We start from the raw sequence: 24,552 nt of genomic DNA, 5'->3' as shown, positions 1-24,552 counted from the left end.
CAGACCAGCCCTACCGAGGAGGAACGACAGCGTGACCTACGTCATCGCGCAGCCTTGTGTCGACGTCAAGGACAAGGCGTGCATCGAGGAGTGCCCCGTCGACTGCATCTACGAGGGCCAGCGGTCCTTGTACATCCACCCGGACGAATGCGTCGACTGTGGGGCCTGTGAGCCGGTCTGCCCGGTCGAGGCGATCTTCTACGAGGACGACACTCCGGAGGAGTGGAAGGACTACTACAAGGCGAACGTCGAGTTCTTCGACGAGCTCGGCTCGCCCGGTGGTGCCTCCAAGCTCGGCCTGATCGAGCGCGACCACCCCTTCATCGCCGCCCTGCCGCCGCAGAACGGCTGATCATTCGCCCTCGGTCCCGTACGGCCTCGCCGCTGTACGGGACCGACGCGTTTTCCGTACGTACGAGGAAGTGAGCCAACTCGTGAGCGCAGTCTCTTCGCGCCTGCCCGTCTTCCCCTGGGACAGGCTGGAGCCGTACAAGAAGACGGCGACGGCCCATCCGGACGGGATCGTCGACCTGTCCGTGGGCACGCCCGTGGACCCGGTGCCGGCGCTGATCCAGGACGCCCTGGTCGGGGCGGCGGACTCGCCGGGCTATCCCACGGTGTGGGGCACGAAGGAGCTCAGGGACGCGCTCACCGACTGGTGCGAGCGGCGCCTCGGCGCCACCGGCTTCGCCCACGAGAACGTGCTGCCGGTGGTCGGCTCCAAGGAGCTGGTGGCCTGGCTGCCGACGCAGCTCGGCCTGGGGCCCGGGGACAAGGTCGCCTACCCGCGGCTCGCCTACCCGACCTACGAGGTCGGCGCGCGGCTGTGCGGCGCGGAGCCCGTCGTCTACGACGACCCGACCCGGCTCGACCCGGCGGGGCTCAAGCTGCTGTGGCTGAACTCGCCGTCCAACCCGACCGGCCGGGTCCTCGGCAAGGACGAGCTGCGGCGGATCGTGGTCTGGGCGCGCGAGCACGGCGTGCTGGTGTTCTCGGACGAGTGCTACCTGGAGCTGGGCTGGGAGGCTGACCCCGTCTCCGTGCTGCACCCGGACGTCTGCGGCCGCTCGTACGAGGGGATCGTCGCCGTCCACTCCCTGTCCAAGCGCTCCAACCTGGCGGGCTACCGGGCGGCGTTCGTCGCGGGCGACGCGGCCGTCCTCGGCGAGCTGCTCCGGATCCGCAAGCACGGCGGCATGATGACGGCCGCCCCGGTGCAGGCCGCCACCGTCGCGGCGCTCGGCGACGACACGCACGTGGCGGAGCAGCGGGCCCGCTACGCGGCCCGCCGGGCCGCCCTGCGCGGGGCCCTGGAGGCGCACGGCTTCCGGATTGAGCACAGCGAGGCCAGCCTCTACCTGTGGGCGACCCGGGACGAGCCGTGCTGGGACACGGTGGCCTACCTGGCGGAGAAGGGCATCCTGGTGGCGCCGGGTGACTTCTACGGCGAGGCCGGCGAGCGGTTCGTACGGGTGGCGTTCACGGCGACGGACGAGCGGGTCGAGGCGGCCGTGAAGCGCCTGGGCTGAGATCGGATCGGATCCAATATCCCGGATCCAATATCCCGGATCCGATATCCACGATCCCGGCCATGGGATCCAATATCCACGATCCCGGCCATGGGATCCAATATCCACGATCCCGGACATGGGATCCGATATCCACGGACGGACAGGCCGAGGGCCCGGGGGCGGTGCTCCCGGGCCCTCGGCTGTACGCGGCGGTGGTCAGCCGCCGATCGGCAGGCCGCCCATCAGGCCGGCGCCCGGCAGGGCACCGGTGTTGGGCAGGCCGCCGCCCAGGGCGCCGGCGGCCGGGGCCTCGGCGGACTCGGTGGCCGCGCCGGCGGTCCGGCCGAGGACCTCGCCCGCGCCGCCGGCGGGGTCGCCCGCGAGCTGCTGGGTGGCCGGGACGGCCGTGTCGACGGCCTTGCCGCCGGTCTCGCCGACGACACCGGTCGCGGAGTCGACGGCGGAGTCCGTGGCGGCGGTGTCCAGGGCGGACAGACCCGGCAGGCCGCCGGTCGGGGCGAGGGAGTGGTCCAGCGCGCTCGCGGAGCCGGCCGCACCGACCACGGGGGCTGCTCCGGCCGCGACGAGCAGGGCGGCGCGGGCGATCCGACGGGTCAGGGGGAGGGACATGGTGCTCCTTCGACGGAGAGGACGATGACGCGGTGACAACCGGCCCCGGGGAGGGGAAGGTTGCGGATGCCGAAGGTAAAGACTGAGTAATGCGTCGTATTGTCGGGCGGGGAGGAAACCGGACGAACGCGTCCATGCGTCGCACGGTGCCGAACCGTCACTTCCCTTGCCCCGCAAAGGCATTGCCGTGACATGACAGCCCGCTGAAAAGGTCACCGGAAAGCTTCCCGCCACACCGGCCGCATGACACGTCCGGGTGACAGCCCGTACGGCTGCGCACCCGTGGATCCGATGCCGCCGCGCAGGCCCGGGCCGCGTGGCCGCCCGTCCGGAAGATGATCAGGGCCTGGGGGTGGGGGCGTGAGGGACGGGTGCGTCAGGTCGTCAGTTCCTCGAGGATTTCTTCCAGCCAGCGCACGTGGGACAAAAGGGCGCGCCCCTTGCCGTCGTGGACGTGGTCCAGGAGGCGCACCATGCGGGTGCGGTCGATCCCCGGCAGCCAGGGCTCCTCGCGGATGTCCCGGTCGAGGAAACGCTCGTACTGGGCGCGGCGTGCGTCCAGTTCCGTGCGGACGAGAGCGATCCGCTCCTCCTCGGTGAGGAAGACGGTGAAGAGGTAGCGCATCAGGAACTCGGGGTCGGCCGGGTCCGGAGAAGGGACGTACGGCTCCGCGAGCCGTCGGCGCAGCTCGTGTCCGCCCGCTTCCGTCAGCCGGTAGACCTTGGCGTCCGGGCGCCCCTGGTTGCGCTCCAGGGTGTAGTCGATCCAGCCGTCGGCGCGCATCCGGTTCAGGGTCCGGTAGATCTGGCTCTGCTGACCGGGCAGGCCGGTCATGCGGCCCATCTCGCTGGCCAGCCATCGCTTCAGGTCGTAACCGGTACAGGGACGCATGGCCACGAACCCGAGCAGAACGTGCTCGAGCTTCATTCCCCTTCACCGACCTCCCGCATATGGCACTAGTCACCTATGGCGCTAGGCACCTATCCTCTGGCCACGCACGCCACGCCACGCAACGCCACGCCAGCCCGGAGGAGACCCTATGCCACTGACCTCGAGACCCCCGCTGCGCGCACGAAGAGCAGGACGCGCAGGTCAGAGCGCGCTGGCGCTGATGCTGGCGCTCGTCGCCACCTGGCTGACCCCGGCGCCGTCCCAGGCCGCGGGGGACCGGCCGGCGGACCGGTCGCCGACGGTGCACACCACCAACGGCTGGGTCCGCGGCCAGGCCACCGCCGACGGCCACCGGTTCCTGGGCGTCCCCTACGCCCAGCCGCCCACCGGCGAGCGGCGCTGGAAGGCGCCGCTGCCCGCGCGAGCCTGGCGCGGCGTACGGGATGCCACCCGGTACGGCGACTATTGCGCGCAGAACACGTACTGGGCCCCCGGCTTCGAGGAACGCCACACCACCGAGGACTGCCTGACGGTCAACGTCTACACCCCGCCCGGCGGCCGGCAGCACGGAGACCGGGGCCGGCTGCCCGTCATGGTCTGGGTGCACGGCGGCGGCAACGTGGGCGGCGCCGGTCGTGACATCGTCCCCGACGAGTTCGCCCGCCGTACCCACACGGTGGTCGTCACCTTCAACTACCGCCTCGGCGCCCTGGGTTTCCTCACCCTGCCGGACACCTCGGGCAACTTCGCCCTCCTCGACCAGCAACTGGCCCTGCGCTGGGTCCAGGGCAACATCGGCCGCTTCGGAGGTGATCCCCGCCGGGTGACCCTCGCCGGTGAGTCGGCCGGCGGCCGTGCCGTGTGCACGCAGTTGGCCTCGCCGGCCGGCCGCGGCCTGTACCGGGCCGCCATCATCCAGAGCGGCGCCTACGACGACTGCGCCGGCATCCCGCGGAAGCAGGCCGTCGAAGCCGGCCTGGCCTTCGCCGCCAAGGTGGGGTGCACCGATCCCGGCACCGCGTCCGCCTGCCTGCGCTCCAAGCCCGCCGCACAGATCCTGGACGCCCAGCAGGACACGCGGAGCTGGGGCTACACCGTCGGCGGCGCCGGGCTCCCGCGCCAGCCCGCCGAAGCCTTCGCCACCGGAGAGGCCGTACGCGTCCCCGTCATGAACGGCGCCAACAGCAAGGAGGGACTGGTCTTCGCGTACGACTCCTTCGACCGCTGGGGCAGCCCCCTGACCGCCGACGCCTACCCGCAGGCCCTCATCGACGCCTTCGGACAGGAGGCCGGCACCCGCGCCCTGGACCGCTACCCGCTCAGCGCCTACGAGCGGCCCGCCTACGCCTACGCCGCCGCCTTCGGCGACCGCCTCTTCGCCTGTCCGGCGCTGCGCGTCAACCCGCTGCTCGCCGGACGCGGACGCGTCTACGCCTACGAGTTCGCCGACCGCACGTCACCGCTCTTCGCCTCCCTCCCGCAGAACACCGGCTTCGACTTCGGCGCCACCCACGCCGCCGAGCTGAACTACCTCTTCAAGCCCTACGGCCGCAGCGCGGAGCTCAACGCCGAGCAGCGCGCGCTGTCCCGGCAGATGATCGCGTACTGGGGCTCCTTCATCCACGGCGACGCCCCCAGCGCCGCCGGCCAGCCCGCCATGCCGGAACAGGGCTCCCAGCCCGGCCGCGTACTCCGCTTGCGTACGAGCAGCGCCGGTGGCAACGCCACCACGGCCGAACTGCCCGGTGAGCACCACTGCGACCTGTGGGACCCGGAGACGTCCGGCTAGGACCCATGCCGAGCGAGACCACCGGTTCCGCTGCTCCGCCGTCCCGGCCCGGCCGGGACGGCGGACAGGAGGGGCAACCCCCGCCCGCTGCATCCTCGGCGCAGGACCTAGCGCGCCAGCCGGATCCGGACCGCCGTGCCGTCCGTGCCCTTCGGGCCCGCCGGCTCCCACGCGCCCGAGGCGTCGTCGGCGACCCACACCCGGTCCCCGTACGCGACCTCGGCGATGCGCAGCTCGTCCGCCCGCGCCACCGCCCACTGGGCCAGCTCCCAGCCGCGCCGCTCCCGCGCGCCCCGGGAGTCGCGCACCGGGACGGACAGCTCCACCGCCGGTGCCGCGCCCGCGTTCGCACCGGCCGCGCCGGCGCCCTTCGGCGCCTGCCTCGGCGCCGTCTCCTCGCCGAAGGCCCGCACCAGCTCCGTCCGGACCCGCGCCGGATCGCCCGGCCGGCCCTCCTGGACGTCCGCCGTGCAGATCAGCGAGGCCGGCGCCCGGCCGGTCAGCGCCGCCGACAGCAGCGTCGCGTCCGGCTCGTGCTTCGCGTACGCCTGCGGGAAACCGCTGCGCTGCACCTTCTGCGCCGCCACCGTCAGCGGCAGCCGCGAATACCCCGGAACCTTCTCCAGGCCCTCGTAGAACTTCCCCGACGAGTAGACAGGGTCCAGGATCTGCTCCGGCGTCCCCCAGCCCTGCGAGGGCCGCTGCTGGAACAGGCCGAGCGAGTCCCGGTCGCCGTGCTCGATGTTGCGCAGCGCCGACTCCTGGAGCGCCGTCGCCAGCGCGATCGTCACCGCGCGCTCCGGCAGCCCCCGGCTGGTGCCCACGGCCGCGATCGTGGCCGCGTTCGACGCCTGCTCGGGAGTGAACTCGTACCGGTTCGCCCCGCTTCCGATGCTGCACCGGGGCGCACCCTTGCTGCCCGTGACGTAGTGCACCGCCACGTAGGCGACCAGGCCGAGGAGCACGGCGAACGCTGCCACGAGCCGGGCGGGACGACCACGGCGGGCGGGACGGGGGAGACGGCTGGGCTCGGACACGCGCCCCACCGTACTGGAGGCCGCGTTAGGGTCGGCACATGGCTGACACCGCTCCTCTCAGTGCCCCGCTGAACGCCTCTCTGGACCTCTCGCTCGACGGCGCCGCGCTGACCGCCGCCCTGGTCGACTTCCCCTCCGTCAGCGGAACCGAGAAGCCGCTCGCCGACGCGATCGAGCGGGCCCTGCGGGCCCTGCCGCACCTCACCGTCGACCGCCACGGCAACAACGTCGTCGCCCGCACGCACCTCGGCCGCGACGAGCGGGTCGTCCTCGCCGGACACATCGACACCGTCCCCATCGCCGACAACGTGCCCTCCCGGCTCGACGAGGACGGCGTCCTGTGGGGCTGCGGCACCTCCGACATGAAGTCGGGCGTCGCCGTCCAGCTCCGGATCGCGGCCACCGTGCCCGAGCCCAACCGCGACCTCACCTTCGTCTTCTACGACAACGAGGAGGTCGCCGCCCACCTCAACGGCCTCGGCAAGATCGCCGAAGCCCACCCCGACTGGCTCGCCGGCGACTTCGCCGTCCTCCTCGAACCCTCCGACGGCCAGGTCGAGGGCGGCTGCCAGGGCACCCTGCGGGTCAAGCTGCGCACCGAGGGCGAGCGGGCCCACTCCGCGCGCTCCTGGATGGGCTCCAACGCCATCCACTCCGCCGCGCCGATCCTCGCCCGCCTCGCCGCCTACGAGCCGCGCAAGCCGGTCATCGACGGCCTGGAGTACCACGAGGGCCTCAACGCGGTCGGTATCGAGGGCGGCGTCGCCACCAACGTCATCCCCGACGAGTGCGTGGTCACCGTGAACTACCGCTACGCCCCCGACCTCTCCCCGGAGCAGGCCGTCGCCCACGTGCGGGAGGTGTTCGCCGACTGCGGCGTCGCCGAGTTCGTCGTCGACGACGAGAGCGGCGGCGCCCTGCCCGGCCTCTCCCACCCCGCCGCCGCGGCCTTCATGAAGGCGGTCGGCGGCAGCGCCCACCCCAAGTTCGGCTGGACCGACGTCGCCCGCTTCAGCGCGCTCGGCGTCCCGGCGGTCAACTACGGCCCGGGCGACCCGCTGTACGCGCACAAGCGCGACGAGCACGTGCACGTCGAGCGCATCCACCACTGCGAGGCACGCCTCCGCGACTGGCTGACCGGCTGATCCCCGTCATTTCGCTTCTCGTCACCTCCGTGGACCTACCCTGACCGGACCGGAAGATCAGTGGAACGGTGAAAGGAGCGGGCCATGGGTGTACCCGAGGAGCCGAGGAAGCCGGAGGAGCAGCGACTGGGACCGGTGCTCAGGCGCCGTGAGCAGATCCAGCCCGGCACCACGGACCAGCGTCTGCTCGACACCGAGGGCGACTCGGAGTGGGTGCACACCGACCCCTGGCGGGTCATGCGCATCCAGTCCGAGTTCGTCGAGGGCTTCGGCGCCCTCGCCGAACTGCCGAGCGCGATCAGCGTCTTCGGATCGGCGCGCACCAAGCCGGACTCGCCCGAGTACGAGGCCGGCGTCCGCATCGGGCGCGCGCTCGTGGAGGCCGGCTTCGCGGTGATCACGGGCGGCGGCCCGGGCGCCATGGAGGCGGCCAACAAGGGCGCCAGGGAGGCCAAGGGCGTCTCGGTGGGTCTCGGCATCGAGCTCCCCTTCGAGCAGGGCCTCAACCCGCACGTCGACATCGGCGTGAACTTCCGCTACTTCTTCGTCCGCAAGACGATGTTCGTGAAGTACGCGCAGGGCTTCGTCGTCCTGCCGGGCGGCCTCGGCACCCTCGACGAGCTCTTCGAGGCGCTGACCCTGGTCCAGACCCGCAAGGTCACCCGCTTCCCGATCGTCCTCTTCGGTACGGAGTACTGGAAGGGACTCGTCGACTGGCTGCGCGACTCGGTCGTCGCGGGCGGCAAGGCGTCCGAGCACGACCTGCTGCTCTTCCACGTGACGGACGACGTGGACGAGGCCGTCAGCCTGGTGACCAAGGAGGTCGGCCGCTAGGGCGCGCGGGGGAAGGGGCGGGGGTGCCGCCGCTCGGCGCCCCCGCTCCGGCCGGCTCCGGCCGCCCCGGGGCTACGCGAGCCCGCGCCGGGCCACCGCCGGCGGACGGTGACCCGCGATGGACGCCACCATGTCCAGGACCTGCTTCGTCTCGGCCACCTCGTGCACCCGGTACACCTGCGCGCCGAGCCACGCGGAGACCGCCGTCGTCGCGAGCGTCCCCAGGACCCGCTCCTTCACCGGCCGGTCGAGCGTCTCGCCGACGAAGTCCTTGTTGGACAGCGACACCAGCACCGGCCAGCCGGTCCGCGTCATCTCGCCGAGCCGGCGGGTCGCCTCCAGGCTGTGCCGGGTGTTCTTCCCGAAGTCGTGCCCCGGGTCGATCATGATCCCGTCGCGCCGCACGCCGAGCGCGACCGCACGCTCCGCGAGACCGACCGTCACCCGCAGGATGTCGGCCATCACGTCCTCGTACGCGGTCCGGTGCGGCCGGGTCCGCGGCTCCACCCCGCCGGCGTGGGTGCACACCAGCCCCGCGCCGTACTTCGCGGCGACCTCAGCGAGCCGCGGATCGACCCCGCCCCACGCGTCGTTGAGCAGGTCCGCGCCCGCCTCGCACACCGCCTCGCCGACGTCCGCACGCCAGGTGTCCACGCTGATCACCACGTCCGGATGACGGCGGCGGACCTCGGCCACGAAGCCGACCGTGCGGCGCGCCTCCTCCTCGGCGGTGACCTCCTCGCCGGGACCCGCCTTGACCCCGCCGATGTCGATGATCGCCGCGCCCTCGGCGACGGCCTGCTCGACCCGGGCGAGCGCCGGCTCGTCGCGGAAGGTCGCCCCCCGGTCGTAGAAGGAGTCCGGGGTCCGGTTCACGATCGCCATGATCACCGGCTCGTGGGGCCCGAATTCACGCCGTCCCAAGCGCAGCATCCCTTATGTCCTCCCTCGCGGCCGGTCGGCTGCCTCGTCTGCGACCCTAACTGTCGGTGGCGCATGGCACGATCGGCACGGGACGTTTTCCGAGGACCGGGAGAGGCGCGCACGTGTTCTGGTTTCTGCTGATCACGATGGTCGTGGTCGTCGCGGCGGTCACCCTGGCGGTGGTCGGCGGCGGCGACGGCGAGGTGCTGCCCGAGGTGGCGCCCGAGCAACTGGTGGACCCGCTCCCCGCGACCCGCCCGGTCGTCCAGGCCGACGTCGAGACGCTGCGGCTCCCGGTCGCCGCCCGGGGCTACCGGATGGCGGACGTCGACGACGTCCTCGGCCGGCTGGGCGCCGAGCTCGCCGAGCGGGACGCCCGGATCGCGGACCTGGAGGCGGCCCTCGCGGGCGGCCGGCCGCAGGGCGAGGAGGACGGCGCGTGAGCCACGGCGGGGCGATCGCGGGGCCGGACGGCCTGCCGCGCTGCCCCTGGGGCCTGTCCACCGAGGACTACGTGGCCTACCACGACGAGGAGTGGGGCCGCCCGGTCCACGGCGACGACGCGCTGTTCGAGCGGCTCTGCCTGGAGGCATTCCAGTCCGGTCTGTCGTGGATCACGATCCTGCGCCGCCGCGAGGGCTTCCGGAAGGCGTTCGCGGGCTTCAAGATCGCCGAGGTGGCCCGGTTCACCGACGCCGACCGCGAGCGGCTGCTCGCCGACGAGGGGATCATCCGCAACCGGGCCAAGATCGACGCCACCCTCGCCAACGCCCAGGTGCTCGCCGAGTGGGCCCCCGGCGAGCTCGACGCGCTGATCTGGTCCTACGCGCCGGATCCGGCGACCCGCCCGGCCCCGGCCGTGATCGGCGAGGTCCCGGCCGTGACGGACGAGTCGACGGCCCTGTCCAAGGCGCTCAAGAAGCGCGGCCTGCGCTTCATCGGCCCGACGACGGCGTACGCGCTGATGCAGGCGTGCGGCCTGGTCGACGACCACCTGACCGGCTGCGTCGCCCGCGGCGCCGGGCGCTGACCCCAGGAGAAGCGACTAGCGGCCGAGATACTGCGGCTTCTCCTTGGCGATGAAGGCCCGCACGGCGATCGTGTGGTCCTCCGACGCACCGGCCTTCGTCTGGAGCTCGTCCTCCTTCTCCAGGGCCTCGGCCAGCGAGTGGTCCGCGCCGTACGCGAGGGACTCCTTCAGGGCCGCGTAGGCGACGGTCGGGCCCTCGGCCAGCGTGCGGGCCACCTTCGCGGCCTCCTCGGCGAGCGCGTCCGCCGGGACCAGCCGGTTCACGATGCCCAGCTCGTACGCCTCCTGGGCGCTGATCGAGCGGGGGAAGAGCAGCAGGTCGGCGGCGCGGCTGCGGCCGATCAGGCGCGGCAGGGTCCAGGACATGCCGGAGTCGGCGGTGAGGGCCACGCCGGCGAAGGAGGTGTTGAAGGAGGCGGTGTCCGCCACCACCCGGTAGTCGGCGGCGAGCGCGAAGCCGAAGCCCGCCCCGGCGGCGACGCCGTTCACAGCCGCGACGACCGGCTTGGCCATCCCGGCGAGCGCGCGGACGATCGGGTTGTAGTGGTCCCGGACCGTGTTCATGGTGTGGTTCGTGCCGGATTCCTGGTCCTGGAGCAGCAGTCCGACGTGCTCCTTCAGGTCCTGGCCCACGCAGAAGGCCCGGTCGCCCGCCGCGGTCAGCAGCACCGCCCGTACGGCGGGGTCGGCGGCGGCGGCCTCGGCGGCGTCGCGCAGGGCGACCTTCGCCGCCACGTTCATCGCGTTCATGGCCTCCGGGCGATTGAGGGTGATGGTGGCGAGCCCGTCGCTCACCTCGTACAGCACCGTGTCGGCCATCGCGTGATCCCTTCGCGTCCTCGGTCGTCTGACCTTGCTCAGCATGGCGGAGATCACCCCTTCCGCACATGTGAGCTGCGTCAAAGAATCATCACCCCTCGACGGAGGGGTGGCGGCGAAGTATCGCAGGCGGATCGGCGAAATGTATGGCTTTGTGAAAGCGCGTTGCGGAAGCGATGCCACCTGATGTTGGTCATCGGGTCCTGTGATGCGGGATAATGACCCTGAAGCAATCGTGTTCGATGCTGACGATGAGCTGGTTTCAGGAAGGGGAACGAGCATGGCGGCCATGAAGCCGCGGACGGGTGACGGCCCGCTCGAGGTGACCAAGGAGGGGCGGGGCATCGTCATGCGCGTTCCGCTCGAAGGCGGCGGCCGGCTCGTGGTCGAGCTGACCCCGGACGAGGCCGAGGCGCTCGGTGACGCCCTGAAGCAGGTCGTCGGCTGACACTTCCTTGTCGCGTATTTCCACTTCTGCCCCGGTACGGTACCCACCGCACCGGGGCAGAAGTGCATCGGGGGACCGGATCGTGATCAGGGGTGTGGGCCGGACCGTCGGCCGGGCCGGGGCCGGGCTGAGGCTCAGGCGCCCCTGCGGACCGCGCACAGCAGGCCGTCGCCCACCGGCAGCAGGGTCGGCAGCAGCTCCCGGCTCTCCCGCACCGTCCGCAGCAGCTCGCGTATCCGCTGCACCTCGGCCGGCTGGGCCGCCGAGTCCACCGTGCGGCCGTCCGCGAAGACGCCCTCGAAGCAGACCAGACCGCCCGGACGCAGCAGGCGCAACGATTCAGCGAGGTAGTCCAGGAGCTCGAGCCGGTCACCGTCGCAGAAGACGAGGTCGTAGCCCCCGTCCGCGAGCCGGGGCAGCACCTCGAGCGCCCGCCCCGGGATGAACCGCGCCCGGTTGCCCGCGAAACCCGCCGCGCGGAACGCCGCCTTCGCGTGCGCCTGCCGCTCCGGCTCCATGTCCACGGTGGTCAGCACCCCGTCCGGGCGCATCCCGAGCAGCAGATAGATCCCCGACACGCCGGTGCCCGTACCGATCTCGGCCACCGCCTTGGCGTCCGCCGTCGCGGCCAGCAGACGCAGGGCCGCACCGGTCCCCGGCGACACCGAGGGCACCCCCGCCTCCCGTGCCCGCTCGCGGGCCCAGCGGAGCGCTTCGTCCTCGGCGACAAAGGCGTCGGCGAACGCCAAGCTCGTCTGCCGGTTGGCGGTAATGGCCCTCTCCTGTTCCCGTCGTGGACGCCGTAGTTGACGCAGGCGTCGACTGTATCCGCTGCGCGCGGGAACCCGCAGATGGGACCGCGCGTTCACAGGGACAGGAAGCGAGGCGGATCGCCGGCCCCGGCCGGCCCAAATTCGCGTAAAGATTCTTATCCGGAGCTAACGGGCGAGGTGGCTATGGTAGGGGCTCCACTGGACACCACCAGAGCCGACAGGGGAGGTGCGGCTGCGCCTGTGACCAGGCGAGGAGCGCTCCGACGCCTCCTCAGGTCGGCAGGTGAGCCGAAATCCGTGACCGACACCGCTGACCGTTTCCGCACCGCCGACTCCGCACCCACCACCGCGACCTTCGCATCGGATGCGGAATCGCAGGCGTGGACTCCTCCTAGCTGGGAGGAGATCGTCAGCACGCACAGTGGTCGGGTCTACCGCCTCGCCTACCGCCTCACCGGCAACCAGCACGACGCCGAGGACCTCACCCAGGAGGTCTTCGTCCGCGTCTTCCGCTCGCTGTCCTCCTACACGCCGGGCACGTTCGAGGGCTGGCTGCACCGCATCACCACGAACCTGTTCCTGGACATGGTCCGCCGCAAGCAGCGGATCCGCTTCGACGCGCTCGCCGACGACGCCGCCGAGCGGCTGCCCAGCCGCGAGCCGTCCCCGCAGCAGGCGTTCAACGACACGCACTTCGACGCCGACGTGCAGCAGGCCCTGGACACCCTCGCGCCCGAGTTCCGCGCCGCGGTCGTCCTCTGTGACATCGAGGGCCTCTCCTACGAGGAGATCGCCGCGACCCTCGGCGTGAAGCTCGGCACCGTCCGCAGCCGTATCCACCGCGGCCGCTCCCACCTGCGCAAGGCCCTCAAGCACCGGTCGCCCGAGGCACGCGCGGAGCGGGCGCTGGCCACCGTCGGCTGGGAGGGCGGAGCGGCGTGAGTGGCACCAGTCCGTCCGCGCGCCCCGGGAAACAGGGGCTCGCGGAACAGCACCTCGGGGACCGGCTCGCCGCGCTCGTCGACGGCGAGCTCGGCCACGACGCCCGGGAACGGGTCCTCGCCCACCTCGCCACCTGCCCCAGGTGCAAGGCCGAGGCGGACGCCCAGCGCACCCTGAAGAGCGTCTTCGCGTCCACCGCGCCCCCTCCGCCCTCGGAAGGGCTGCTGGCACGCCTCCAGGGGCTGCCGGGGGGACCGCATGACCAGGGGGGACCCTTCGACGACCTGCTGCGCCGGGGCGGAGTGCCCTCCGACGGCTTCGCCACGGCGACGCCCGTCACCCCGGACACCGGCTTCCGTATCCACGAGGTCGGTGACCGCTCCCCGTGGCGGGGACGGCGCTTCGCCTTCGCGGCGGCCAGCGCGGTCTCCTTCGCCGCGATCGCGCTGAGCGGCACCCTGTCCCTCGACACCTCGCGCGGCGGCCAGGGCACCGGCAGCAACGTCACTCCGCTGCGGGCGCCGGCCACCTTCGCGTCCGGCTCGCGCCGCGAGCAGCCCCCGGAGGCCGCGCCTCCGACGGTCGTTCCGGCCCGGCTCGAACTGTCCCCGTTCGTACGGCCGGTCAGCCCGGCCCTCCGGCTCTCCTTCGGACCCGCCCCGGCGCCGACCCCGGCCCCGGCACCCAGCCCCTCCCCTCGCTGAGCGGCGACCTGGTTGAATCCAGGGGCAGGGGCGCGCCGTCGACGATCCGAGCGGCGCGGACAGGGTCATCTGTTGCGGGGAGAGCATGAAGAACGGGAAGCCGACCTGGTGGAGCCGGCCGTCGTCCACACCGACCACGCCGCCCGGCGCACCCGCCGACCAGGCCGGGGACAGCGACTTCACCCTCGCGGCCCCGGTCCCGGCGCCCGCGGCCGAGGTTCCCGCCGCCGGGGCGACGCCCGCGCCCGCCGGGGGGACGCCCGCGCCCGCCGGGGCGACGCCCGCGCCCGCCGAGGCGACGCCCGCGCCCGCCGGGGGAGAGTCCGCGCCCGCCCCGGACGGCGCTGAGCCGCAGCCCCAGCCGCAGCCGGCGCCCGAGGCGGGTCCCGAACCGGGCCCCCAGCCCGCGCCCGTACCGCTGCGGAAGGCACCGCAGCCGGCACCGCACACGGCCCCGTCGGCAGCACCGGAAGCGGCGCCCGAACCAGGTCCCGCGCCCGCCTCCGTACCGACGCAGTCGGCACCGCAGGCGGCACCCCAGTCGGCGCCGGAAGCGCAGGGCCCTGAGACGGGCTCGGCCCCCGCGCCCGTAGCGCCGCAGGCGGCACCGCAGCCGCTGCACACGCCCGACCCGTACCGGACGCCGCCCTACGGCGAGCCGGGGCCGTGGGCGCCCGCGCCTCCGGTCCAGCGGCCCGTGCCGGCGGGGCCGCCCGCCGTCCCGCCGGTCGCTCCGGTGCCCGTGGCCGCCCAGGCGGCGGCCACGCCGCCCGGGGCGCCGGTCTACGACCCGTGGGGTGTCCAGCAGGGACCGGCCGAGGGCGCTGCGGCCAAGAAGCCCCGGCGCGGCCTCGCGCTCGTCGCCGCGCTCGCCTTCGCCCTCGTCACCGGCGTCATCGGCGGCGGCGTCGGCGCCTACGTCGAACGGCACGGCGGCATCACCACCGTCGAGCTGCCCCAGGCCGGCCCCGCGAACTCCGGCCGCGCGCCCGACAGCGTCGCCGGGATCGCCGCCCGCGCCCTGCCCTCCGTCGTCACCATCCACGTCAGCGGTGCCGGGTCCTCGGGCACCGGCACCGGCTTCGTGCTCGACACCCGCGGCCACATCCTCACCAACAACCACGTGGTGGACGCCGCCGCCTCCTCCGGCGAGATCTCCGTCACCTTCAGCAACGGCGACTCGGTCCGCGCCAAGCTCATCGGCCGTGACACCGGCTACGACCTCGCCGTGATCCAGGTCACCGGCGTCTCCGGCCTCAAGCCGCTGCCGCTCGGCGACTCCGACGGCGTGCGCGTCGGCGACCCCGTCGTCGCCATCGGCGCCCCCTTCGACCTGTCCAACACCGTCACCTCCGGCATCATCAGCGCCAAGGAACGCCCGATCACCGCCGGCGGCGAGAAGGGCGACGGCAGCGACATCAGCTACGTCGACGCCCTCCAGACCGACGCACCGATCAACCCCGGCAACTCCGGCGGCCCGCTGGTCGACTCCCAGGGCCACGTCATCGGCATCAACAGCGCCATCCGGGCCGCCGGAAACGGCTCCGGCGGCGAGGGCGGCACCCAGTCCGGCTCCATCGGCCTCGGCTTCGCCATACCGATCAACCAGGGCAAGCGTGTCGCCGAGGAGCTCATCAACACCGGCAAGGCCAGCCATCCCGTCATCGGCGTGAGCCTCGACATGCAGTACAACGGCGACGGCGCCCGGGTCGGCGACAAGGGCAAGGGCGGCACCGCGTCCGTCACGCCCGGCGGCCCCGCCGACAAGGCCGGCGTCCGGCCCGGCGACATCATCACCAAGGTCGACGGCCAGCGCGTCCACAGCGGCGAGGAGCTGATCGTCAAGATCCGCGCCCACCGCCCCGGCGACCGCCTCGAACTGACCCTGACCCGCGACGGCAAAGAGCAGACCAAGACGTTGACGCTCGGTTCCTCCTCCGGCGCCTAGCCGCCATGTGGAGGACACCACGTGGTACCCGTCCGACAGTTTCGGCGGGTACCGTGGACCGGGCCCGGGAACGGCGTGAAGGAGCTACAGGGTGTTCAGCGACATAGGCGCGCTCGAGCTGGTGACGCTCGTGGTCCTCGCCGTGCTCATCTTCGGCCCCGAGAAGCTGCCGAAGGTCATCCAGGACGTCTCCCGCTTCGTCCGCAAGGTCCGCGAGTTCTCGGACAGCGCCAAGCAGGACATCCGCAACGAGCTCGGCCCGGAGTTCAAGGACTTCGAGTTCGAGGACCTCAACCCCAAGACCTTCATCCGCAAGCAGCTCGCGGAGAACGAGGACCTGAAGGACCTGAAGGAGCTCCGCTCCACCTTCGACCTCAAGAAGGAGATGAACGACGTCGCCGACGCCGTCCACGGCCGCGAGTCCTCCCCGGCGCCCGCCGTTCCCACGGCCGTCAACGGCAGCCCCGACCTGCTGAAGAAGCAGGACAAGAAGGACGGCGACGAGCGCCCGCCGTACGACGCGGACGCCACCTGACGACGGCCTGTCACCGCCCCACTGCGTATCGGTGGCTATCCTCGCTCTGTTGACGGAACGAGGAGGCGGCCGAGATGAAGACGACGAGTCGGGTGGAAGCCGACGGCTTTCTACGCGCACCCTTCGCCTGGTACGGGCTGGACGAGGCGTTCACCGGACCGCGCCGGCTCATGCAGATCGGCACGGCGGCGGACGGCACCGTCCAGTACGGCTCGATGGGCCACGGTGACGAGCCGTCGATAAAGTCCGAGACCGGCGGCGCGGAGAAGGAGCGGTTCGCCGTCGTGGTGACCGTCGCCGCCAACCCCGTACGCCGCACCGGCGACGGCACCGGCGTCCTGGAGGCCACCTCGGTCTCCTCCGCCGCCTGGCTGGCCGGCTCGGGACTGCTCGCCCACACCTGGCCCGCGCAGCTCGACCACACCCTGCGCGACAACTGGCTGGACCAGCAGACCGAGACGGCCTTCGAGCTGGCCGACGACCTCGACGGCCCCGCCTGGTCCACACTCTCCCTGCCGGTGGACGGCGTGCCGATGCCGTTCCACTACCGCGAGTCCGAGTTCGGGTGGGTCCTCGCGGGCTCGGCGCCGGGCGTGCACCTCGGGGCGTACGGGCGCGGGATGAGCGCGTACGGCCTCGGCTTCGCCCAGGTGAAGGACCTCAGCGCGTACGCCTGACGGAGACATGCGAAAGGGGCACCCCGGACGGGGTGCCCCTTCTGTCACAAACTGCTCGGAGCGCGTCCGGCGCCCCGCTCAGAACTTGTTGCGCGGCGTGATGCCCAGGCTCATGCCCGACAGACCGCGCTGACGGCCGCCCAGCTTGCCGGCGATGGCCCGCAGGGCCGCGCCCGCCGGGGACTCGGGGTCGGTCAGGACGACCGGCCTGCCGTCGTCGCCGCCCTCACGCAGGCGGACGTCGATCGGGATGGAGCCGAGCACCGGGACGCTCGCGCCGGTGGTCTTCGTCAGGCCGTCGGCGACCTTCTGGCCGCCGCCCGTGCCGAACACGTCGACGATCTCGTCGCAGTGCGGACACGGCATGCCCGACATGTTCTCCACGACGCCGACGATCTTCTGGTGCGTCTGCACGGCGATCGAACCGGCCCGCTCGGCCACCTCGGCCGCCGCCTGCTGCGGGGTGGTGACGACCAGGATCTCCGCGTTCGGCACCAACTGCGCGACCGAGATCGCGATGTCACCGGTGCCCGGCGGCAGGTCGAGCAGGAGGACGTCCAGGTCCCCCCAGTACACGTCGGCGAGGAACTGCTGGAGCGCGCGGTGCAGCATCGGGCCGCGCCACACCACCGGCGCGTTGCCCGGGGTGAACATGCCGATCGAGATGACCTTCACGCCGTTCGCCGACGGCGGCATGATCATGTTCTCGACCTGGGTCGGACGGCCGTCCACGCCCAGCATGCGCGGCACGCTGTGGCCGTAGATGTCGGCGTCCACGACACCGACCTTCAGACCGTCGGCGGCCATGGCCGCCGCCAGGTTGACCGTCACCGACGACTTGCCCACACCGCCCTTGCCGGAGGCCACCGCGTAGACGCGGGTCAGCGAGCCCGGCTTGGCGAAGGGCACCTCGCGCTCGGCCGTGGTGCCGCGCAGCGCCGCCGCGAGCTCCTTGCGCTGCTCGTCGCTCATCACGTCCAGCGTGACGTCGACGCCGGTGACGCCCTCGACGCGCGAGACCGCCTCCGTCACGCGCTGGGTGATCGTGTCACGCATCGGGCAGCCGGAGACGGTGAGGTAGACCGTGACGGCGACCGTGCCGTCGTCACCGATCTCCACCGACTTCACCATGCCGAGCTCGGTGATCGGTCTGTTGATCTCGGGGTCGTTCACCGTCGCCAGTGCTTCGAGCACCGCGTCTTCCGTAGCCATACGGACGATGGTACGGCGCCGACCACCGGCGCCGGAAAGCCCTGTCAACGGTCGGGTACGTCACTGTGCCGATCGCCGTCCCCCGGGAATAGATCGCGGCGCTCCCCGTCCCGTGCTTCCAGCTCCTTCAGCATGTCCTGGAGCTCCGACCGCATCCAGTCCCGCGTCGCCACCTCGCCCAGACCCATCCGCAGCGCCGCGATCTCCCGCGTCAGGTACTCGGTGTCGGCGATCGACCGCTCGTTCTGCTTGCGGTCCTGCTCCAGATTCACCCGGTCCCGGTCGTCCTGCCGGTTCTGCGCCAGCAGGATCAGCGGAGCCGCGTACGAGGCCTGCAGGGACAGCGCGAGGGTCAGGAAGATGAACGGGTACTCGTCGAACTTCAGCGACGGCGGAGCGAAGACGTTCCACAGCACCCACACGACGATCGTCAGGGTCATCCAGACCAGGAAGCGCCCGGTCCCCAGGAAACGGGCGATCCGCTCCGACAGCCGCCCGAACGCCTCCGGGTCGTACTCCGGCAGCAGCCGCGGCCGCCGGATCCGGGGCTGGTCGAGCCGGATCCGCGGCAGCGTCCGCTCCCGGTCCCGCTCGCGATCCCGTTCCTGCGTGCGCTCAGCCACCGGCCACCCCCTCCTCGTGAAACTCCGTCTCGCGCCAGTCGTCCGGCAGCAGGTGGTCGAGCACGTCGTCCACCGTCACCACCCCGAGCAGCGAAGCGCTCTCGTCCACCACCGGCGCGGCCACCAGGTTGTACGCGGCGAAATAGCTGGTGACGGCCGGCAGCGGGGTGTCCGGGGCCAGCGGCGGCAGATCGCTGTCCACGAGCGCGCCGACCAGCGTGAACGGCGGGTCCCGCAGCAGCCGCTGGAAGTGCACCGTGCCCAGGTACTTGCCCGTCGGCGTCTCGTCCGGCGGCCGGCACACGTACACCTGCGCGGCGAGCGCGGGGGAGAGGTCCTGCTGCCGCACCCGGGCGAGCGCGTCGGCGACGGTGGCGTCCGGGCGCAGCACGATCGGCTCCGTCGTCATCAGACCGCCCGCGGTCCGCTCCTCGTACGCCATGAGCCGGCGCACGTCGGCCGCCTCCTCCGGCTGCATCAGCGTCAGCAGCCGCTCCTTGTCCTCCTCCGGCAGCTCCGAGAGCAGGTCGGCCGCGTCGTCCGGGTCCATCGCCTCCAGGACGTCGGCGGCCCGCTCCTCCTTCAGCTTGCCCAGGATCTCGATCTGGTCGTCCTCCGGCAGCTCCTCCAGGACGTCGGCGAGCCGGTCGTCGTCGAGGGCGGCGGCGACCTCGGCCCGGCGCTTCGGGGAGAGGTGGTGCAGCACGTTCGCCAGGTCGGCGGGGCGCAGCTTCTCGAAGGTGGCGACCAGGTTCTCGGCGCCCTGGCCGTGCTCCTCCAGGGAGAAACCGGTGACGGCCGACCACTCCACGGTCAGCGTCTCGCCCTTGCGGCGCAGCGCGCCGCCCTTGCCGCGCCGCACGAAGACCTTGTCGATCTCCCAGTCGCGGCGGGCGGGCAACTGCTGGATGGCCACGTCGAGGACGGTGACCTCCTCGCCCTCGCGCCCGTCCGGCTCGACCAGCCGCACCCGGCGGTCGAGCAGCTCGCCCAGCACCAGGCGTTCGGTCGGGCGCTGCTCGAAGCGGCGCATGTTGACCACGCCGGTGGTGATGACCTGCCCGGACTCGACACCGGTGATCCGGGTCATCGGGACGAAGACCCGGCGGCGCGACAGCACCTCGACGACCATCCCGAGCAGCCGCGGCGGCCTGCGGCCGACCCGCAGCATGGCCACCAGGTCCCGGACGCGGCCGACCTGGTCGCCGACGGGGTCGAAGACGGGAACCCCCGCGAGGTGGGAGACGAAGATCCGGGGGGCGCCTGCCGCCATGCCACGCGCCTCCTCGGTGCCGCACGATTCGGGTCGATGTCGGGCCGTCGTCCCGCTTGCGGGTTCAGGCTAGCCCGTGCCGGTGCGCCGCGCTTCGGCAGAGCGCCCGTCCGGCTGCCTGCGGGATCGCCTTCCGGCCCGGGTACGCTGCGGTCTGCCGTCCCCACCGGCACCCGGCTTCCACCGACCTGTCCCCCCACCGACCCGAGAGGCGCGCCCAGGTGACCGTTCTCCGTTCGTCCTCGCGCATCCGCGGGGCCGTCCTGCCGCTGGCGCTGAGCGCCGGTCTCCTCTCGGCGCTGACCGCCTGCGCGGCCGACCCGGACGAGGGGACCAACGGCGTCGGGCGGCTCGACGCGACGGCCATCGAGCAGAAGGCCCAGTCGGCGGCGGACGCGGCGAAGGCGGTACGGCTGTCGGGCACGCTGGTCAGCAAGGGCGGCACGTACAAGCTGAACATGCGCCTGAAGCAGGACGGCGCCTCCGGCTCGGTGACCACGAAGAACAGCACCTTCGAGCTGCTGCGGGTGGGCGAGGCGCTCTATCTGAAGGCCGACGCGGCCTTCTGGGAGCACGAGGACACGCCGTCGAAGAACCCGTCGGGCTCCGGCTCGGGCTCCTCCGACACGCGGACCGGCTCGGAATCGGGCTCGGAGTCGGACTCGGATTCGGGCTCGGACGCCGGTTCCGAGGCCGCCGACAAGCTCGACGACAAGTACGTGAAGGTGCCGGAGGACGACCCGGCGTACAAGCAGTTGCGCGGCTTCACCGACATGGACCTGCTGCTCGACGGGCTGATCGGACTGCACGGTGACGTCGTGAAGGGCGACTACGACAAGATCGGCGGCATCCGCACGGTCAAGGTCAAGGGCGGCGAGGACGGCGAGGGCGGCTCCCTCGACGTCTCCCTCCAGGGCACCCCGTTCCCGCTCCGCTTCGCACGCGCCGGCGGCGCCGGCGTGGTGATCCTGTCCGAGTGGGACAAGGACTTCCCGCTGGCCGAACCGTCGAAGAGCCAGACCGTCGACTACGGCAAGCAGCTCCCCCGCACGTAGGCAGTGGGCGTTCGCCCGCACGGAGGCCGTGGACGCGGTCTAGCCCTTGCGGCGCTTCTTGAAGAGCAGCTTCGGCAGGCCGGCCGGGATCGGGTGGCGGGTGATGCCGGGGGAGGGCAGCGGTGCCGCGGCCAGCGAGCCGTCCGGCAGGTCGGTGGTCGACGACCGCGGCTCCAGGCGCACCACCCGGCACTCGCGGGCCCAGCGCTCGGGCATGGCTTCGCCGTCGGACGCGTTGAGTCGCTTGCCCTTCAGCTCGGCGACCGCCGCGTCCCACTCCTCGGTGCCGGGCGGCACCTCGCGCACGGCGGCCGTCCAGGCGACGATCCGGCCGCCCTTGTCCTTGCTGCGGACGGTGACCTCGGCGGTGCCGCCGTCGACCAGGCCCGGCAGCGGCTGCTCGCCGGGTCCGTCGCCGACGACATGCGCGGCGCCGTCGTGCCAGACGTGCCACAGCGCCCGGGCGGCCGGGACCTGGCCCCGTACCCAGATGAGGCCGGACTTCTTGGTGGCCTCCTCGACGAGGGCGGGCCCGAGCGACAGATCGGTCATGGCCGAAGCCTATCGACAGCGGCCGGCCCGACAGCCGGCCGGAGCGGCCGGTGCCGGTACCGGAGCCACACAGCCGGTGCCGGAGCCGGAGCCGGAGCCACGGCCGGAACCGGAGCCGTAGCCGACGGAGGAACCGCCCCCGGCGGCTACAGCCAGCCGTTGCGCTTGAGGGTGCGGTGGATGGCGAAGCAGATGACCGCGATGCCGCCGAGCACCATCGGGTAGCCGTACTTCCAGTGCAGCTCCGGCATGTGGTCGAAGTTCATCCCGTAGACCCCGCAGACCGCCGTCGGGACGGCGACGATCGCCGCCCACGAGGTGATCTTGCGCATGTCCTCGTTCTGCGCGACGGTCGCCTGCGCCAGGTTGGCCTGGAGGATCGAGTTGAGCAGCTCGTCGAAGCCGACGACCTGCTCCTGGACGCGGGCGAGGTGGTCGGCGACGTCACGGAAGTACTTCTGGATGTCCGGATCGACCAGCCGCATCGGCCGCTCGCTGAGCAGTTGCATCGGACGCAGCAGCGGGGTGACCGCCCGCTTGAACTCCAGGACCTCGCGCTTGAGTTGGTAGATCCGGCCGGTGTCGGCACCTCGCGTGGAGCCCTTCGCGGGCGGCGAGAAGACGTCGATCTCGATCTGGTCGATGTCCAGCTCGACGGCGTCGGCGACCGCGATGTAGCCGTCGACGACGTGGTCGGCGATGGCGTGCAGGACCGCGGACGGGCCCTTGGCGAGGAGCTCCGGCTCGCCCTGGAGGCGGTGCCGGAGGTTGCGCAGCGAGCCCTGGCCGCCGTGCCGGACGGTGATGACGAAGTCGGGGCCGGTGAAGACCATCACCTCGCCGGTCTCCACGACCTCGCTGGTGGCGGTGAGTTCGGTGTGCTCGACGTAGTGGATCGTCTTGAAGACGGTGAAGAGCGTGTCGTCGTACCGCTCCAGCTTCGGCCGCTGGTGGGCGTGGACGGCGTCCTCGACGGCGAGCGGGTGCAGCCCGAACTCGGCGGCGATACCGGCGAATTCGGCCTCGGTCGGCTCGTGCAGGCCGATCCACGCGAAGCCTCCGCTCTCGCGTACCTGGCGCATCGCGCCGCGCGGCGTGAGGCACGCCCGGTCGTCGACCCGGCGGCCGTCGCGGTAGACGGCGCAGTCGACGACGGCGGTGGCGGCCGTGGGGTCGCGGGTGGCGTCGTAGTTGGCGTACGGCGAGCTGCCGGCGCCGGGGCCGGTCTTGCGCAGGGGGTGCCGCAGGGAGGGGCGGACGGCGGCGCGGAGGTCGCGGATCATCGACATGGCGTGCTGCTCCTTCACGGAGAGGCCGTCGGCGAGCATGGCACAGCCCGGAATGGGGACGTGGGGCTACGTCGTCCACAAAGCGGGCGGCACCGCGGATTCGCGATGACGGCGTTCGCTACAGACAGGCAAAAAAGAGGTGTGCTCTTCCGTCGTGCGCGATGCCGGAGAGGAGGGGGCGGCCGTGGCTCAAGCTGCCGGATCCCGGGTCACCGAGGGGAGGAACGCACCGGGCTCGGGTGCGGTGCGGCGGAAGAGCGGCTGGTACTGCCCGATCGACTTCGATCCATCGCAGTCCCACCTCCTCCGGCCGGTCCCTGGTGAGGGATGACGTGTGACGAGCAGTCGGGAATCCCGACCAGTGGCCAAGACTATCAGCCGACTGAGGGTCAATCCCTTCCTTTGCCCGTTCCGTACGCGCTTTATGCTCGCCGCATGGGAGAAATTCTTGCGCTCGTCGAGGCCCGGCTCCGTACGGCCTTCGGCGAGCCGGACGCACGGGCCGCGGTCACCTTCCTAGGCACCGACCGGATCGAGGTGCTCCGCTTCCTCGACGCCGAGGCGGGTCTCGTGCGCTACGCGACCCTCGGCATGTCCGCCCAGCCGATGGCCGACCCGACCGCCGTGCTCGCCGACCCGGTGAAGGGTCCGCGCGCCGAGCTGGTGCTCTCCGTACGGGTCGGGCTCGCCGACACCGACAAGGTGCTGCGGCCGCTCGCGGTGCTCGCCGCCACCCCTCAGGTGGAGGGCGTGGTCGTGGCCCCCGGCGCCTCCCTCGACGTGGGTGAGCCGCTGTGGCCGGGCGCCCCGTTCAGCTCGGTGCTCGTCGCCGAGTCGGGCGGTCTGGTGGAGGACCTGGAGCTGGACGAGCCGATGGATCCGGTGCGCTTCCTGCCGCTGCTGCCGATGACGTCGAACGAGGCGGCGTGGAAGCGGGTGCACGGGGCGCAGGCCCTGGAGGAGCGCTGGCTGGCGAACGGCACGGATCTGCGCGATCCGCTGCGCAGGTCCGTGCCGCTGGACTGAGCCGGAGCGGGACGCGCGGGATCCCGACCGGGCGGGACCGGGCGGGACCAGACCGGGCCGGAGTGGGCAGGACCGGACCGGGCCGGCCGAGCCCGCCCGTTCGCTGTTCGAGCCCGGAGGGGGACCGAGGGTGAACGGCTCCGGCCGGACGGGTGATCATCCGTGATCGTCCTTGACGCGAGGCTCCGGTGGTAGGACCGTTGAGCCCTATGAGGGGCGAACCCAGTTGCCCGAAGTGCGGTGGCCGGGTCAGGGCGCCCGGTCTCTTTGCCGACTCGTGGCAGTGCGACGTGCATGGCTCGGTGCATCCGCTGCAGCCCGTGATCCCGCCCAGCGTCGAGGCCCTCGGTGTCGTGGTGCACCGGGCCCACGTTCCGGTGTGGATGCCGTGGCCCCTACCCGTCGGATGGCTCTTCACCGGGGTCGGGTACGCCGGTGACGACCGCAGCGGCGGTCGCGCGACCGCCGTCGCCTGCTCGGGTCCCGGTCCGCTCGGCGGCATCGGTGAGCTGCTGCTGGTCGCCGAGGAGCTCGGCGTCGGCCTCGGCGCCCGGTACGCGGGCATCGACGGACCCGATCCGGGGCCCGGGATGTCGATCGACAAGCCGCCGCAGGTCAAGGTGCTGGCCGCAGGCCGGCCCACCCCACTCTGGCACGTCAACGGCGCCCCGCAGGACCGCGCGGTCTTCGCGGGCGAGGCCCGCGGGCTGTGGCTGTGGGCGATCGTCTGGCCCGAGCAGTCCGGTCTGCTGATGTACGACGAGCTGGTCCTGACCGACCTGCGGGACGCGGGCGCGGAGGTCGAGCTGCTGCCGTGCGGCGCGCTGACCCCGAGACTGCTGACCTAGGGGCGGGCGTAGAGCCGTAGCACTGTACGGGCCGTG

The 24,552-nt window shown here is 72.4% G+C and carries 28 protein-coding genes; 17 read left to right on the top strand and 11 right to left on the bottom strand.

What is annotated here, in order from left to right; translation table 11 throughout:
- Positions 1 to 31 precede the first annotated feature (31 nt).
- The gene (gene fdxA / locus ABZ135_RS05325) at positions 32 to 352 is read left to right on the top strand and encodes a ferredoxin (protein ID WP_010474859.1); all 321 of its coding nucleotides are present in this window, start codon (positions 32 to 34) and stop codon (positions 350 to 352) included.
- 82 nt (positions 353 to 434) lie between these two features.
- On the top strand, positions 435 to 1,529 hold the full coding sequence (gene dapC / locus ABZ135_RS05320; protein ID WP_356691988.1) for a succinyldiaminopimelate transaminase: 1,095 nt from the start codon (positions 435 to 437) through the stop codon (positions 1,527 to 1,529).
- A 198-nt stretch (positions 1,530 to 1,727) separates the two neighbouring features.
- On the opposite strand, the gene ABZ135_RS05315 is transcribed toward dapC, so the two are convergent.
- Entirely contained in the window at positions 1,728 to 2,141 is a 414-nt protein-coding gene (locus ABZ135_RS05315) for an ATP-binding protein (RefSeq protein ID WP_356691986.1), read from the bottom strand.
- 376 nt (positions 2,142 to 2,517) lie between these two features.
- Positions 2,518 to 3,069 carry a PadR family transcriptional regulator gene (locus tag ABZ135_RS05310; protein ID WP_356691984.1) on the bottom strand — a complete coding sequence of 184 codons (552 nt, stop codon included), beginning with the start codon at positions 3,067 to 3,069 and terminating at the stop codon, positions 2,518 to 2,520.
- A 112-nt stretch (positions 3,070 to 3,181) separates the two neighbouring features.
- Between ABZ135_RS05310 and ABZ135_RS05305 the strand changes: the two genes are divergently transcribed.
- Positions 3,182 to 4,822, top strand: coding sequence for a carboxylesterase family protein (locus ABZ135_RS05305; protein WP_356691982.1), 1,641 nt, complete (start codon positions 3,182 to 3,184; stop codon positions 4,820 to 4,822).
- Positions 4,823 to 4,929: 107 nt separating this feature from the next.
- On the opposite strand, the gene ABZ135_RS05300 is transcribed toward ABZ135_RS05305, so the two are convergent.
- Positions 4,930 to 5,859, bottom strand: a complete 930-nt coding sequence (locus ABZ135_RS05300) for a hypothetical protein (RefSeq protein WP_356691980.1) — start codon at positions 5,857 to 5,859, stop codon at positions 4,930 to 4,932.
- Between the two features lie 38 nt (positions 5,860 to 5,897).
- Here ABZ135_RS05300 and dapE point away from each other — a divergent pair, with 38 nt between their 5' ends.
- Together dapE and ABZ135_RS05290 are read left to right on the top strand one after the other, a co-directional pair.
- On the top strand, positions 5,898 to 7,004 hold the full coding sequence (gene dapE, locus ABZ135_RS05295; RefSeq protein WP_356691978.1) for a succinyl-diaminopimelate desuccinylase: 1,107 nt from the start codon (positions 5,898 to 5,900) through the stop codon (positions 7,002 to 7,004).
- Between the two features lie 84 nt (positions 7,005 to 7,088).
- Positions 7,089 to 7,838 carry a TIGR00730 family Rossman fold protein gene (locus ABZ135_RS05290; RefSeq protein ID WP_356691976.1) on the top strand — a complete coding sequence of 250 codons (750 nt, stop codon included), beginning with the start codon at positions 7,089 to 7,091 and terminating at the stop codon, positions 7,836 to 7,838.
- A 72-nt stretch (positions 7,839 to 7,910) separates the two neighbouring features.
- Here ABZ135_RS05290 and folP read toward each other — a convergent pair whose 3' ends face one another.
- Entirely contained in the window at positions 7,911 to 8,771 is an 861-nt protein-coding gene (folP, locus tag ABZ135_RS05285) for a dihydropteroate synthase (protein WP_356691974.1), read from the bottom strand.
- 113 nt (positions 8,772 to 8,884) lie between these two features.
- On the opposite strand from folP, the gene ABZ135_RS05280 reads away from it, so the two are divergent.
- Complete coding sequence (locus tag ABZ135_RS05280) at positions 8,885 to 9,205, top strand: hypothetical protein (RefSeq protein WP_356691972.1); 321 nt, start codon at positions 8,885 to 8,887, stop codon at positions 9,203 to 9,205.
- Positions 9,202 to 9,792, top strand: coding sequence for a DNA-3-methyladenine glycosylase I (locus ABZ135_RS05275; RefSeq protein WP_356691970.1), 591 nt, complete (start codon positions 9,202 to 9,204; stop codon positions 9,790 to 9,792). Before ABZ135_RS05280 ends, ABZ135_RS05275 begins: the two co-directional genes overlap by 4 nt.
- Before the next feature lie 15 nt (positions 9,793 to 9,807).
- Here ABZ135_RS05275 and ABZ135_RS05270 read toward each other — a convergent pair whose 3' ends face one another.
- Entirely contained in the window at positions 9,808 to 10,611 is an 804-nt protein-coding gene (locus ABZ135_RS05270) for an enoyl-CoA hydratase-related protein (protein ID WP_356691968.1), read from the bottom strand.
- Between the two features lie 43 nt (positions 10,612 to 10,654).
- On the opposite strand from ABZ135_RS05270, the gene ABZ135_RS05265 reads away from it, so the two are divergent.
- Both ABZ135_RS05265 and ABZ135_RS05260 read left to right on the top strand, forming a co-directional pair.
- The gene (locus tag ABZ135_RS05265) at positions 10,655 to 10,798 is read left to right on the top strand and encodes a hypothetical protein (protein WP_356691966.1); all 144 of its coding nucleotides are present in this window, start codon (positions 10,655 to 10,657) and stop codon (positions 10,796 to 10,798) included.
- Between the two features lie 93 nt (positions 10,799 to 10,891).
- Positions 10,892 to 11,059, top strand: a complete 168-nt coding sequence (locus tag ABZ135_RS05260; protein ID WP_006346801.1) for a DUF3117 domain-containing protein — start codon at positions 10,892 to 10,894, stop codon at positions 11,057 to 11,059.
- Positions 11,060 to 11,193: 134 nt separating this feature from the next.
- Here the strand turns inward: ABZ135_RS05260 and ABZ135_RS05255 are convergent, their stop codons facing one another.
- The gene (locus ABZ135_RS05255) at positions 11,194 to 11,874 is read right to left on the bottom strand and encodes a class I SAM-dependent methyltransferase (protein WP_356692320.1); all 681 of its coding nucleotides are present in this window, start codon (positions 11,872 to 11,874) and stop codon (positions 11,194 to 11,196) included.
- 141 nt (positions 11,875 to 12,015) lie between these two features.
- Between ABZ135_RS05255 and sigE the strand changes: the two genes are divergently transcribed.
- The 5 genes from sigE (at position 12,016) to ABZ135_RS05230 (ending at position 16,638) form a co-directional block, all read left to right on the top strand.
- Positions 12,016 to 12,774: an RNA polymerase sigma factor SigE gene (sigE, locus tag ABZ135_RS05250; RefSeq protein ID WP_356691964.1), complete on the top strand. Its 759-nt coding sequence runs from the start codon at positions 12,016 to 12,018 to the stop codon at positions 12,772 to 12,774.
- A complete protein-coding gene (locus ABZ135_RS05245) occupies positions 12,771 to 13,478 on the top strand; it encodes a zf-HC2 domain-containing protein (protein WP_356691962.1) in 708 nt (235 codons plus the stop codon). The genes sigE and ABZ135_RS05245 overlap by 4 nt, the downstream gene beginning before the upstream one ends.
- Positions 13,479 to 13,563: 85 nt before the next feature.
- Positions 13,564 to 15,426: a trypsin-like peptidase domain-containing protein gene (locus ABZ135_RS05240; protein ID WP_356691960.1), complete on the top strand. Its 1,863-nt coding sequence runs from the start codon at positions 13,564 to 13,566 to the stop codon at positions 15,424 to 15,426.
- A 91-nt stretch (positions 15,427 to 15,517) separates the two neighbouring features.
- Entirely contained in the window at positions 15,518 to 15,961 is a 444-nt protein-coding gene (locus ABZ135_RS05235; protein ID WP_356691958.1) for a sec-independent translocase, read from the top strand.
- 74 nt (positions 15,962 to 16,035) lie between these two features.
- Positions 16,036 to 16,638: a hypothetical protein gene (locus ABZ135_RS05230; RefSeq protein ID WP_356691956.1), complete on the top strand. Its 603-nt coding sequence runs from the start codon at positions 16,036 to 16,038 to the stop codon at positions 16,636 to 16,638.
- A gap of 78 nt (positions 16,639 to 16,716) precedes the next feature.
- Here ABZ135_RS05230 and ABZ135_RS05225 read toward each other — a convergent pair whose 3' ends face one another.
- The 3 genes from ABZ135_RS05225 to ABZ135_RS05215 are packed head-to-tail and all read right to left on the bottom strand — an operon-like array spanning position 16,717 to position 19,746.
- Positions 16,717 to 17,850: an Mrp/NBP35 family ATP-binding protein gene (locus ABZ135_RS05225; protein ID WP_356691954.1), complete on the bottom strand. Its 1,134-nt coding sequence runs from the start codon at positions 17,848 to 17,850 to the stop codon at positions 16,717 to 16,719.
- Positions 17,851 to 17,894: 44 nt separating this feature from the next.
- Complete coding sequence (locus tag ABZ135_RS05220) at positions 17,895 to 18,473, bottom strand: DUF1003 domain-containing protein (RefSeq protein WP_356691952.1); 579 nt, start codon at positions 18,471 to 18,473, stop codon at positions 17,895 to 17,897.
- A complete protein-coding gene (locus ABZ135_RS05215) occupies positions 18,466 to 19,746 on the bottom strand; it encodes a CBS domain-containing protein (RefSeq protein WP_356691950.1) in 1,281 nt (426 codons plus the stop codon). Before ABZ135_RS05215 ends, ABZ135_RS05220 begins: the two co-directional genes overlap by 8 nt.
- A gap of 221 nt (positions 19,747 to 19,967) precedes the next feature.
- On the opposite strand from ABZ135_RS05215, the gene ABZ135_RS05210 reads away from it, so the two are divergent.
- The gene (locus tag ABZ135_RS05210) at positions 19,968 to 20,801 is read left to right on the top strand and encodes a hypothetical protein (protein ID WP_356691948.1); all 834 of its coding nucleotides are present in this window, start codon (positions 19,968 to 19,970) and stop codon (positions 20,799 to 20,801) included.
- 39 nt (positions 20,802 to 20,840) lie between these two features.
- On the opposite strand, the gene ABZ135_RS05205 is transcribed toward ABZ135_RS05210, so the two are convergent.
- Positions 20,841 to 21,353: a hypothetical protein gene (locus ABZ135_RS05205; protein ID WP_356691946.1), complete on the bottom strand. Its 513-nt coding sequence runs from the start codon at positions 21,351 to 21,353 to the stop codon at positions 20,841 to 20,843.
- A 146-nt stretch (positions 21,354 to 21,499) separates the two neighbouring features.
- Complete coding sequence (locus ABZ135_RS05200; RefSeq protein ID WP_356692318.1) at positions 21,500 to 22,642, bottom strand: magnesium and cobalt transport protein CorA; 1,143 nt, start codon at positions 22,640 to 22,642, stop codon at positions 21,500 to 21,502.
- A gap of 435 nt (positions 22,643 to 23,077) precedes the next feature.
- On the opposite strand from ABZ135_RS05200, the gene ABZ135_RS05195 reads away from it, so the two are divergent.
- Together ABZ135_RS05195 and ABZ135_RS05190 are read left to right on the top strand one after the other, a co-directional pair.
- Positions 23,078 to 23,668 (top strand): suppressor of fused domain protein, encoded by a 591-nt coding sequence (locus ABZ135_RS05195; protein ID WP_356691944.1) that lies wholly within the window; start codon positions 23,078 to 23,080, stop codon positions 23,666 to 23,668.
- A 209-nt stretch (positions 23,669 to 23,877) separates the two neighbouring features.
- Positions 23,878 to 24,516 carry a DUF6758 family protein gene (locus ABZ135_RS05190; RefSeq protein ID WP_356691942.1) on the top strand — a complete coding sequence of 213 codons (639 nt, stop codon included), beginning with the start codon at positions 23,878 to 23,880 and terminating at the stop codon, positions 24,514 to 24,516.
- The last annotated feature ends 36 nt before the right edge of the window (positions 24,517 to 24,552 follow it).

The sequence above is a fragment of the Streptomyces sp. NPDC006339 genome (assembly GCF_040612775.1).
In the GTDB taxonomy this organism is placed as follows: domain Bacteria; phylum Actinomycetota; class Actinomycetes; order Streptomycetales; family Streptomycetaceae; genus Streptomyces.
This window is presented reverse-complemented; position numbering and strand designations above follow the sequence as displayed.